The organism is Streptomyces sp. (assembly GCF_031181705.1).
In the GTDB taxonomy this organism is placed as follows: domain Bacteria; phylum Actinomycetota; class Actinomycetes; order Streptomycetales; family Streptomycetaceae; genus Streptomyces.
Window position 1 is genome coordinate 1 of sequence record NZ_JAPSKN010000175.1, and the last position, 10,250, is coordinate 10,250.

The window sequence follows — 10,250 nt, forward strand, 5'->3', positions numbered from 1 at the left end:
GGGTGGACCCGGACCTCGAGCACCCGCCCGCGGCGCAGGTTGCGCGAGGCGACCTGCACATCGTCAGGGTTGTCGACGATGCCCTTCACGAGGTGCTCGAGAGCCTCCTCGAGCATGCTCAGGCCTCGGTCGAAGCGGACTCAGCGGCGGCGTCGTCCTTCTTCTCAGCCTTCTTCTTCTGGGTGATCGCCTCACCCTTGCCCTCGTCGTCACCGCCGAGCGCCTCGAACGACGGGCGCGCGGCCTTCTCGGGCTGCGTCAGGAGCGGGGCCGGAGCCGGCTCGCCCTTGAACTTCTGCCAGTCGCCGGTCTTCTTCAGGATGGCGAGGACGGGCTCGGTCGGCTGCGCGCCGACACCCAGCCAGTACGCCACGCGCTCGGCGTCCACCTCGATGACCGACGGGTTGTACGTCGGGTGGTACTTGCCGATCTCCTCGATCGCACGGCCGTCACGACGGGTGCGGGAGTCGGCGACGACGATGCGGTAGTGAGGCGAACGGATCTTGCCCAGACGCTTCAGCTTGATCTTGACTGCCACGGGAGTGGGTTCTCCTGGATTTGACGTGGTTGGGCACGGCGAGGAAGCCGCGTGGGGTTGCGGTACCCGAGTGCCCGATGGACGCGTCAGCCGGAGGCGAGAGGGTTCCTGTGCGGCTGTCGAGTACAGCTAGCCATTGTGCCACACCCCGCGGGTCGCTCCGGCCGGGGGTGTGCCGCGCCCGCGCATGCCGAAGCGGCACCCGGCGCGGAGGTGAGGTACGCCGGGTGCCGGCCCGTTCCGGCGGTCCGTCTCGACCGGCAGCCACGAGATGCCGGTGCCGACGTCAGCTCGCGACCGCTCCCACGACCTCGGGGATGCGGAACGGCTTGCCGCAGCCGCCGCAGACGATGGGGGCCTGGGCGAGGACCGAGGGGACGACGCGGACGTTGCGCCCGCAGTCGCAGACCGCCTTGACGCGCACGCCGCCACCCGAGGAGCCGTGGCGGGCGGCCGGGCCCCGGAAGGTGCGGGAGGTGTCGGAGGAGGTCGCGACGGTGTGCGCCTTGAGGGCGCGCTGGAGGCGCTCCATCGTCGGGCGGTAGCGGCGCTTCGCCTCGGGCGTGAGCGTGACCAGGGAGAAGCCGCTGCTGGGGTGCGGTTCCTCGGGGTGGTCCAGGCCCAGCTCCTCGGCGATGGCGAGGAATCTGCGGTTGTGGTAGCGGCCGGCACGGGAGGTGTCGCGGACGCCGCGGGCGGCGGCGATGCCATGGACTGCCTCATGGAGCAGTCGCTCGAAGGAGAGCTCGTGACCGCACGCGGACGACGACTCCCCGATCAGGGACTCTGGCGCGGCAAGGTCGGGCAGCTCGGGGTGGTACCGCTGAATGTCGGCCCACGCCTGTGCCAGCTCTGCGGCGAGAACAGGTGGTGTCTGTGTCGTGCTCACGTAATGACAACGAGCCGGGGTGCCCCAGTGTTCCGATTCCGGGCCATCCCAAATAATTTGCACGTACCCGTCAGTTGCCTCTGATGCGTCCCGACGAGGGCGCGTGCGCTGATCTGTGGAGAAGCCTCGCAGCTCACCACAAGGTGGTGCGTAGTCACGCGTACGCCCCGGCGCGCAGAGGGTGTCTTCGCGCCGGGGGGCCAGGGGTCCGCGAGGACGCAAGAGGCGTTTCGGTCGCCTTGTGTCCCAGGTGTTCGGCGCGTGGGCGCGTCAGTAGGCGCGCGCCACGACCGCGACGTTACCGGGTGCGTCACCGTCGGCCGGCACCGACCCGTCCTCGGCGACCAGACACCGTACGGTCACCGCGTGCTCGGCGAGCGCGGCCTCGCCCTCCTCGCCGAGCACCGCCCACGGGATGCGCGCCCAGCCGCCGGCCGTGGCCGCCTCGACGGCCTCCCCGATCGTCGTCACGTCGGCCGTCCGGGACTCGCGGCGCTCACGGGCCTGCGTCAGCAGCAGTTCCTGGTCCTCCTCCAGGATCTTCGGGAGCAGCTCCGCCAGGTCGTCCAGGGAGACCGGCGCCTTGCCCCCGGGGATGCGGCGGGCCAGCATCGCGGTGCCGCTTTCCAGGTCGCGCGGGCCGATCTCGATGCGGACCGGCACGCCCTTGAGCTCCCAGTCGACGGCGCGACGGCCGAAGGGGGTGTCGGTGCGGTCGTCGACGTGCGCGCGGACGCCGGCCGCCCGCAGCCGGTCGCCCACCTCGCGAACCTTGGCCAGAACCGCCTCGTCGCCCTTGATCGCGAGCACCACGGCCTGGATCTGCGCCAGCCGGGGCGGCACGCGCAGACCGTCGTCGTCGCCGTGCATCATCACCAGCGCGCCGATCATGCGCGTGGTGGATCCCCAGGAGGTCTGCCAGACCAGTTCCTGCCTGCCGTCCTTCGACAGGTACTGCGTCTGGAACGCCCTGGCGAAGTTCTGGCCCAGTTCGTGGCTCGTGGCCAACTGCAGGGCCTTGCCGTCGCCCATCATGCCTTCGAGCGTGAGGGTGTTGACGGCGCCCGCGAAGCGCTCCTTGGCCGTCTTGCGTCCGGGGACGACGTCCATCGCCAGGACGTTCACCATGAAGTCCTCGTAGACCTGCCGGTGGATGTGCGCGGCGAAGTCGCGGGCCTCCTCGTACGTGGCGTGCGCGGTGTGGCCCTCCTGCCAGAGGAACTCGGTCGTGCGCAGGAACAGGCGGGGCCGCAGCTCCCAGCGCACGACGTTGGCCCACTGGTTGATGAGCAGCGGCAGGTCGCGGTAGCTCTGCACCCACTTGGAGAAGGAGGCGTTGACGATCATCTCCGAGGTGGGGCGGACCACCGCGGGCTCTTCGAGTTCCTTGCCGCCGCCGTGCGTGACCACGGCCAGTTCGGGCGCGAAGCCCTCGACGTGGTCGGCTTCCTTCGTGAGGTACGACTGCGGGATCAGCAGCGGGAAGTACGCGTTCTGGGTGCCCGTGGCCTTGATGCGGGCGTCCATCTCCGCCTGCATCCGCTCCCACAGCCCGTACCCGTACGGTCGGATGACCATGGTGCCGCGCACCGGCCCGTTGTCGGCGAGCTCCGCCTTGGTGATCAGGTCCTGGTACCAGCGGGGGAAGTCCTCCGCGCGGGGCGTGAGTACGGGTGCCTTGGCCATGGCGCGATGGTACGGGCCGAGGTTGCCGGAATGTGAAATCTCGCCACCGGCACATGACATCTCACAAGCCCTGCCGCATTCCACTGGACGACGGGTCGGAGGGGGAGTTTCCTGGCATACGGGGGTAGTGCGAGCGCACTGTCACGGGGGCCATGGAAGCGGCAAGAGGCAACTCTCGGCGGATTGGGGCGCTTACTTATGACACCTACGCTCGTGCGGCAGCACCTGCCTCACGCGGGGACCGCACCCCGCGTGGACCTGCGTGCACGCGCGCGTGACTGGTCCGAGATCCAGGAGCGGATGCTCGTACCGCTCTACGAGGCCGTCTACGAGCGACTGGACGTGGGTCCCGCCACGCGGCTGCTCGGCCTCGGCTGCGGTTCCGGACTCGCCCTGCTGATGGCCGCCGCCCGGGGAGCGGCGGTCACCGGTGTCGACGCTTCCCCCGAAAGAGTGGCGCTCGCGCGCGAGCGGCTGCTGCCCGGGGCGTCCGGTGCCGGCACGCGTCCGGACACCCGGCTGGTGGACGGCTCGCCCGGGGACACCGCGGAGCCGGGCGCTGCCGCCTACACCCTGGTGACGGCCTTCGAGCCGATCGGGTGCCTCGCGGGCGACTCGGAGGGGCTGGGCGGGCTGCTCGCGGAGGCGACACCGCTCGCCGAGCGCGGAGCCGCCGTGGTGCTGGCCGGCTGGGGTCCGCCGGAGCGGTGTGCCACGGCGTCGGTGATGCGGGTGGCCACGAAGCTGGCGGAGCCGGAACGCACCCCGGGCAGCTGGCGTCCGGCCTCGCGCGACGACCTGGAGGACGTCGCCCGGCGGGCCGGGCTGAAGCCGGACGGCTCGGGGCGGGTGGCCTGCCCCTTCGGCTACGCCGACGTGGACAGCGCGGTACGCGGTCTGAAGTCGACCGGGCTCTTCGACGCGGCGATGCGGGCGACGGACCAGGTGCAGGTGGACAAGGAGCTGAGCGAGGCCCTGCATCCGCACCAGCGCCAGGACGGCACGGTGTGGATGCCCAACGTGTTCCGGTACCTGATCGCCCGGACGCCGTGACGCGCGGCGTCCGACCCGTGCCGAGAGGGCGCCTCTTCACGGAAGAGGCGCCCTCGGCGTCGTCGTACGGGGCGGGTCGTCAGCCCATGAACTTCTTGAACTCGTCAGGGAGTTCGAAGTCCTTGGCGCCCTGCTGGGGCAGCCCGAAGGCGTTGCCGCTCTCGGCCGCTGCTGCGGCCGCGCGACGGGCGGCGGCCTCCTGCTCCTGCTGCTTGCGCTTCATCGGGTTGCCGGAACGCTGCTTGCCCTTGGCCTGCTTCTGCTTCTTCTTCGCCCGGCCGGGGCCGCCGCCCATGCCCGGCATGCCGGGCATCCCCGGCATGCCGCCCTGGGCCATGCGCGACATCATCTTGCGGGCCTCGAAGAACCGCTCGACCAGGCCCTTCACCGCGCTGACCTCGACACCGGAACCCCGGGCGATCCGGGCGCGGCGCGAGCCGTTGATGATCGTCGGGTCCTGGCGCTCGGCCGGGGTCATCGACTTGATGATGGCGGCCGTGCGGTCGACGTCCCGCTCGTCGATGTTCTGGATCTGGTCCTTCATCTGGCCCATGCCCGGCAGCATGCCGAGCAGCTTGGAGATGGAGCCCATCTTGCGGACCTGCTCCATCTGGGCGAGGAAGTCGTCCAGGGTGAAGTCCTGGCCCTTCTTCGACGCCAGCTTGGAGGCCATCTTCTCGGCCTCTTCCTGGCTGAACGTCTTCTCCGCCTGCTCGATCAGGGTGAGCAGGTCACCCATGTCGAGGATGCGGGAGGCCATCCGGTCCGGGTGGAAGGCGTCGAAGTCGTCGAGCTTCTCGCCGTTGGAGGCGAACATGATCGGCTTGCCGGTGATCTGCCGGATCGACAGGGCCGCACCACCGCGGGCGTCACCGTCGAGCTTGGAGAGCACCACGCCGTCGAAGCCGACGCCGTCACGGAAGGCCTCGGCGGTGTTGACCGCGTCCTGGCCGATCATCGCGTCGACGACGAACAGGATCTCGTCCGGGGAGACGGCGTCGCGGATGTCCGCGGCCTGCTGCATCATCTCCCGGTCGATGCCGAGACGGCCGGCGGTGTCCACGATCACGATGTCGTGGACCTTGGACTTGGCGAAGTCGATGGAGTCCTTGGCGACCTTGACCGGGTCGCCCACGCCGTTGCCCGGCTCCGGGGCGTAGACCGCGACACCGGCGCGCTCGGCGACCACGCTGAGCTGGTTCACGGCGTTGGGGCGCTGGAGGTCGCAGGCGACGAGCAGCGGCGAGTGGCCCTGCTCCTTCAGCCAGCGGCCGAGCTTGCCGGCGAGGGTGGTCTTACCGGCACCCTGCAGACCCGCCAGCATGATCACGGTGGGCGGCTGCTTGGCGAAGCGCAGGCGCCGGGTCTCGCCGCCGAGGATGGTGACCAGTTCCTCGTTGACGATCTTGAGGACCTGCTGGGCCGGGTTGAGCGCGCGGGAGACCTCGGCGCCGAGGGCGCGCTCCTTGACGTTCTTGATGAACGCCCGGACGACCGGGAGCGCCACGTCCGCCTCGAGCAGCGCGATGCGGATCTCGCGCGCCGTGGCGTCGATGTCCGCCTCGGAGAGCCGTCCCTTGCCGCGCAGGTTCTTGAAGGTCGCTGAGAGGCGATCGGAAAGAGTATCGAACACGGCGCTCGCGGTCCTCGGGGTCGGAGACGGTCTGGGGAATCGCCCTCCAGGGTATCCCGGCGTGACAAGTCGCCGGGTCGGCCTCACCCCCGCAGTGTCTCCTCCAGCTTCCGCGCCACCGACTCGGCCTCGTCACCGGGCAGCGGAGCGCCCCGCGCACCCGTCACGTAGAAGGCGTCGACGGCGTTGGCGCCGAGCGTCGAGACATGGGCGCTGCGCATCCGCACGCTCGCGTCCTCCAGGGCGCGGCCGATGCGGAACAGCAGGCCCGGGGCGTCCTGGGAGCGGACCTCGATGACCGTGGCCAGCCGGGAGGCGGCCGGGTGGACCGAGACCCTCGGCGGGGGTGCGACCACGCCCCGGCGGCGCGGATAGGCCGCGTCCCGTTCGGCGAGGCGCCCGGCGATGTCCAGGGAGCCGTCCAGGGCCCGGACGAGGTCCGCGCGCAGCCGGGCGGCCTGCGGCAGCGAGCCGTACTCGGCGGCGACCCGCCAGTCCAGCAGCAGGACGGACCCGTCGACCCCGTCGGGGAGGGTCAGCGACCGCAGCTCGGCGGTCCGTACGGTCAGCCGGTGCATGGCGAGGACGCCGGCCACCGCGGGCAGCACCCCCGGCTGGTCCGGGACGGCGATGAGCAGCTCCACGCCGAGCGGCTCGGGGTCGCCGGACGGCTCCTGTCCGGCGGGCGGCTCGGTCTGGGCCCGCAGGGCGAGGACCGGGCTGCCGGTCGCGGCGGCCTCCAGGGCGAGCCGCTCCTGCTCGGCGGTGGGGGTGGCGTCCTGGGGGTCGGCCGGGGCGTCGCCGGCGAGCACCGCCGCGACCCGTTCGACCAGCTCGGTGACGAGCGAGCCGCGCCAGGACGACCAGGCGGCCGGGCCGGTGGCCAGGGCGTCGGCCTCGGTGAGCGCGTGCAGCAGTTCCAGGGTGCCCGGGGATCCGACGACGTCGGCGACGGCGCGCACGGTGGCCGGGTCCTCCAGGTCGCGCCGGGTGGCGGTCTCGACGAGGAGCAGATGGTGGCGGACGAGGGTGGCGAGAACGGCCACGTCGTGCCGGTCGAAGCCGATCCGGGCGGCCACGTCCCTGGCGATGATCTCACCGGCCACCGAGTGGTCGCCGGGCCAGCCCTTGCCGATGTCGTGCAGCAGCGCGGCGACCAGCAGTAGGTCGGGGCGGCCGACCCGGCGGGTGAACTCGGAGGCGCGCACGGCCGTCTCGATCAGGTGCCGGTCGACGGTCCACAGGTGCACGGCGTTGCGCTGCGGGCGGCAGCGGACCCGCTCCCAGTCGGGCAGCAGCAGGGTGATCAGCCCCTCGGCCTCCAGTGCCTCCCAGACCTCCACGGTGGGGCGGCCGGAGCCGAGCAGCGTGACGAGCTGTTCGCGCGCCTCGGCGGGCCAGGGCGTGGGCAGCGGGCGCACGGTGGCCGCCAGGCGCCGCACGGCGTGCAGGGAGAGCGGGAGGCCGGCCTGGGCTGCGGCGGCCGCGGCGCGCAGCGGCAGGACGGGGTCGCGCTCGGGACGCGCGGCGCGGGCGAGCACCACCTCGCCGTCCTGCTCCACGACGCCCTCGGCCAACGGGGAGCGCTCGGCGGTGGGCTTCCCGCCGCCGAGCATGGCGCGCAGCCGGGGCCGCACGGCCCGCGACCGCAGCACCCGCCCCACCTCGCGCCAGGTGACGTCGCTGGCGTACGACACGACCCGCGCGGCCTCGTAGACCTGGCGCAGCAGGGTGTCCGCGTCGAGCAGGCCGAGTTCGGCGGCGACCTGGTCCTGCTCCTGGAGGGCGAGCCGGTCGGTGGCGCGTCCGGTGGCCAGGTGCAGGGCGTCCCGGACGTCGAGGAGCCGGCGCCGGGCGTCGGCGAGGCCCTCGCGCGGGGCGTCGGCGAGCCAGGAGGCGGCGACGGCCCGCAGCGCGGTGGCGTCGCGCAGTCCGCCGCGGGCCTCCTTCAGGTCGGGTTCCAGCAGGTACTGCAACTCGCCCTGCCGTTCGGCGCGTTCGGCGCACAGCTCCTGCAGTTCGGGCAGGCGCTTGGGCGCCTGGTTGCGCCAGTCGGCCAGGACGGCGGTGCGCAGGGACGCGGTGAGCCCGAGGTCGCCGGCGATGTGCCGGGCGTCCAGCAGGCCGAGCTGCACCTTGAGGTCCTCGCCCGCGGTCCTGCGGGCCTCGGCGGGGGTGCGCACGGAGTGGTCGAGGGCCAGGCCGAGGTCCCAGACGGGGTACCAGAGCCGGTCGGCGAGGGCGGCGACGGCCTTGGGGTCGCCCCCGTCGTGCAGCAGGAGCAGGTCGAGGTCGCTGCGCGGGGACAGCTCGCCGCGCCCGTACCCGCCGACCGCGACCAGGGAGGCGCCGCGCAGCTCGCCGGCGCCCGCGGTGAACAGCCCCGAGAGCCAGTCGTCCGTCAGTTCGGCCAGGGCCGCACGGCGCGGCGGCCCGGACCGCGCCTCCTCGGTGAGGAGGCGCAGCCGGGCCGCCGCGTAGCCGCCGGGTCCCGAGTCCTCGGTTTCCTTCTGCACGTCCGTACCGGTCACCCAGCGACTCCTGTTCCGTTTTCCTGCCTCAGAGCGCGTCGGGACCGCGCTCGCCGGTCCGGACCCGTACGGCCGTCTCGACCGGGATGGACCAGACCTTGCCGTCACCGATCTTGCCGGTGCGGGCCGCCTTGACCACGACGTCGATCAGCTGCTCGGCGTCGTCGTCCTCGACCAGGACCTCGATGCGGATCTTGGGCACGAGGTCGACGGTGTACTCGGCGCCCCGGTAGACCTCGGTGTGGCCCCGCTGCCGACCGTAGCCGCTGGCCTCGGTGACCGTCAGGCCGTGTACGCCGAAGGCCTGCAGGGCCTCCTTGATCTCGTCGAGCCGGTGCGGCTTCACGACGGCGGTGATGAGCTTCATGCGTCCACCTTCTTGCTCTGCGCTCCGGCCACGGCGGCCACGACGGCGGAGGTCTTGGCGGCACCGCCACCGGCGCCGCTGAAGTCGTATGCGGTCTCGGCGTGCTCGGCCTGGTCGATGCCGGCGACCTCGTCGTCCTCGCTGACCCGCATCCCGATCGTCTTGTCGAGGAGGAAGGCGAGGACCGCGGAGACGACCAGGGAGTAGGCGAGGACACCGAAGACACCGGCGCACTGCTTCCAGAACTGGTCGAGGCCGCCGCCGTAGAACAGGCCCGCGACGTCGGACTGGCCCTTGCCGGTGGCGAAGAAGCCGATGAGCAGGGAGCCGAGGATGCCGCCGACCAGGTGGACGCCGACCACGTCGAGGGAGTCGTCGTAGCCGAACCTGTACTTCAGCCCGACGGCCATGGCGCACAGCACACCGGCGATGGCGCCGACGGCGATGGCGCCGAGCGGGGAGATCGCGCCGCCGGCCGGGGTGATGGCGACCAGGCCCGCGACCGCGCCGGAGGCGGCTCCGAGCGTGGTGAAGGCGCCGTGGCGGATCTTCTCGTAGGCGAGCCAGCCGAGGACGGCGGCGGCCGTGGCGACCTGCGTGTTGACGAACATCAGCGCGCCCACGCCGTCGTCGTTGCCGAGCCAGGAGCCGGCGTTGAAGCCGAACCAGCCGAACCACAGCAGACCGGCGCCGAGCATGACCAGCGGGAGGCTGTGCGGACGCATCGGGTCCTTCTTGAAGCCGACGCGCTTGCCGATGACCAGGATCACGCCGAGCGCGGCGGCACCGGCGTTGATGTGCACGGCCGTACCACCGGCGAAGTCGATGACGCCGAGCTCGAAGGCCCAGCCGCCCGCGCCCCAGACCCAGTGCGCGACGGGGAAGTAGACGACCGTGGCCCACAGGGCGACGAACAGCGCCCAGGCGCTGAACTTCACCCGGTCCGCGAGGGCGCCGCTGATCAGGGCGGGCGTGATGATCGCGAACATCAGCTGGAAGACCAGGAAGACGAACACCGGGATGGTGTAGCCGTCCCACAGCTCGGTCAGGCCGATGTTGCCGAGGCCCACCCAGTCGGAGTTCCAGCCGATGAGGCTGCCGGAGTCGGTGCCGAACGCCATGGAGAAGCCGTACAGCACCCACAGGATGGTGACGATCCCGAGGCTGATGAAGCTCATCATCAGCATGTTCAGGGTGCTCTTGACGCGGACCATGCCTCCGTAGAAGAAGGCCAGGCCCGGGGTCATGAGCATCACCAGGGCGGAACAGATGAGCATGAACCCTGTGTTGGCGGCAGACAGCTTGGGCGCTTCTGCGGCAAGGGTGATGGCTGGTGCCATCGGCGTCTCCTCGTCATTGGTACGGCCCCGTGCGGGCGAAGCCTGGAGCGGAGTGAGGGGGTGGGCCGGTTATGCGCCACGAGATTGGCGCAGCGCGGTTTCGGTGGAGGCCCCTCGTTGTTTCGCGACCGTGACGAAGGCGCGTGCTGTGTTACGCGTCGATGAACTGCCGGAGAGCGGGTGCGCCGATCGTTATCGTGGCGCAACCTTCGG

The 10,250-nt window shown here is 71.7% G+C and carries 8 protein-coding genes and 1 pseudogene; 1 reads left to right on the plus strand and 8 read right to left on the minus strand.

Annotation, left to right across the window (positions count from 1 at the left end; translation table 11 throughout):
- The 4 genes and pseudogenes from RIN80_RS24240 to proS all read right to left on the minus strand — a co-directional run.
- A pseudogene (locus RIN80_RS24240) lies at nt 1-116 on the minus strand (RNA-binding protein); the annotation flags it as partial.
- Nucleotides 117-118: 2 nt separating this feature from the next.
- Entirely contained in the window at nt 119-538 is a 420-nt protein-coding gene (gene rpsP, locus RIN80_RS24245) for a 30S ribosomal protein S16 (RefSeq protein WP_309097766.1), read from the minus strand.
- Between the two features lie 286 nt (nt 539-824).
- The gene (locus RIN80_RS24250) at nt 825-1,427 is read right to left on the minus strand and encodes a hypothetical protein (RefSeq protein WP_309097767.1); all 603 of its coding nucleotides are present in this window, start codon (nt 1,425-1,427) and stop codon (nt 825-827) included.
- 270 nt (nt 1,428-1,697) lie between these two features.
- Nucleotides 1,698-3,113: a proline--tRNA ligase gene (proS, locus tag RIN80_RS24255; protein WP_309097768.1), complete on the minus strand. Its 1,416-nt coding sequence runs from the start codon at nt 3,111-3,113 to the stop codon at nt 1,698-1,700.
- A gap of 198 nt (nt 3,114-3,311) precedes the next feature.
- Between proS and RIN80_RS24260 the strand changes: the two genes are divergently transcribed.
- Nucleotides 3,312-4,166 (plus strand): methyltransferase domain-containing protein, encoded by an 855-nt coding sequence (locus tag RIN80_RS24260; RefSeq protein WP_309097769.1) that lies wholly within the window; start codon nt 3,312-3,314, stop codon nt 4,164-4,166.
- 79 nt (nt 4,167-4,245) lie between these two features.
- Here the strand turns inward: RIN80_RS24260 and ffh are convergent, their stop codons facing one another.
- The 4 genes from ffh to RIN80_RS24280 form a co-directional block, all read right to left on the minus strand.
- Nucleotides 4,246-5,799 (minus strand): signal recognition particle protein, encoded by a 1,554-nt coding sequence (gene ffh / locus RIN80_RS24265; RefSeq protein WP_309097770.1) that lies wholly within the window; start codon nt 5,797-5,799, stop codon nt 4,246-4,248.
- An 83-nt stretch (nt 5,800-5,882) separates the two neighbouring features.
- Nucleotides 5,883-8,330 carry a [protein-PII] uridylyltransferase gene (locus tag RIN80_RS24270; RefSeq protein WP_309097771.1) on the minus strand — a complete coding sequence of 816 codons (2,448 nt, stop codon included), beginning with the start codon at nt 8,328-8,330 and terminating at the stop codon, nt 5,883-5,885.
- A gap of 28 nt (nt 8,331-8,358) precedes the next feature.
- Nucleotides 8,359-8,697 (minus strand): P-II family nitrogen regulator, encoded by a 339-nt coding sequence (locus RIN80_RS24275; RefSeq protein WP_030231663.1) that lies wholly within the window; start codon nt 8,695-8,697, stop codon nt 8,359-8,361.
- Nucleotides 8,694-10,037, minus strand: coding sequence for an ammonium transporter (locus RIN80_RS24280; protein WP_309097772.1), 1,344 nt, complete (start codon nt 10,035-10,037; stop codon nt 8,694-8,696). The genes RIN80_RS24275 and RIN80_RS24280 overlap by 4 nt, the downstream gene beginning before the upstream one ends.
- Nucleotides 10,038-10,250 lie beyond the last annotated feature (213 nt).

Excerpts from the sequence above, each read along its gene's own strand:
- RIN80_RS24280 (WP_309097772.1), bottom strand. The coding sequence starts at position 10,037 with ATGGCACCAGCCATCACCCTTGCCGCAGAAGCGCCCAAGCTGTCTGCC.
- RIN80_RS24260 (WP_309097769.1), top strand. The coding sequence starts at position 3,312 with ATGACACCTACGCTCGTGCGGCAGCACCTGCCTCACGCGGGGACCGCA.
- RIN80_RS24275 (WP_030231663.1), bottom strand. The coding sequence starts at position 8,697 with ATGAAGCTCATCACCGCCGTCGTGAAGCCGCACCGGCTCGACGAGATC.
- proS (WP_309097768.1), bottom strand. The coding sequence starts at position 3,113 with ATGGCCAAGGCACCCGTACTCACGCCCCGCGCGGAGGACTTCCCCCGC.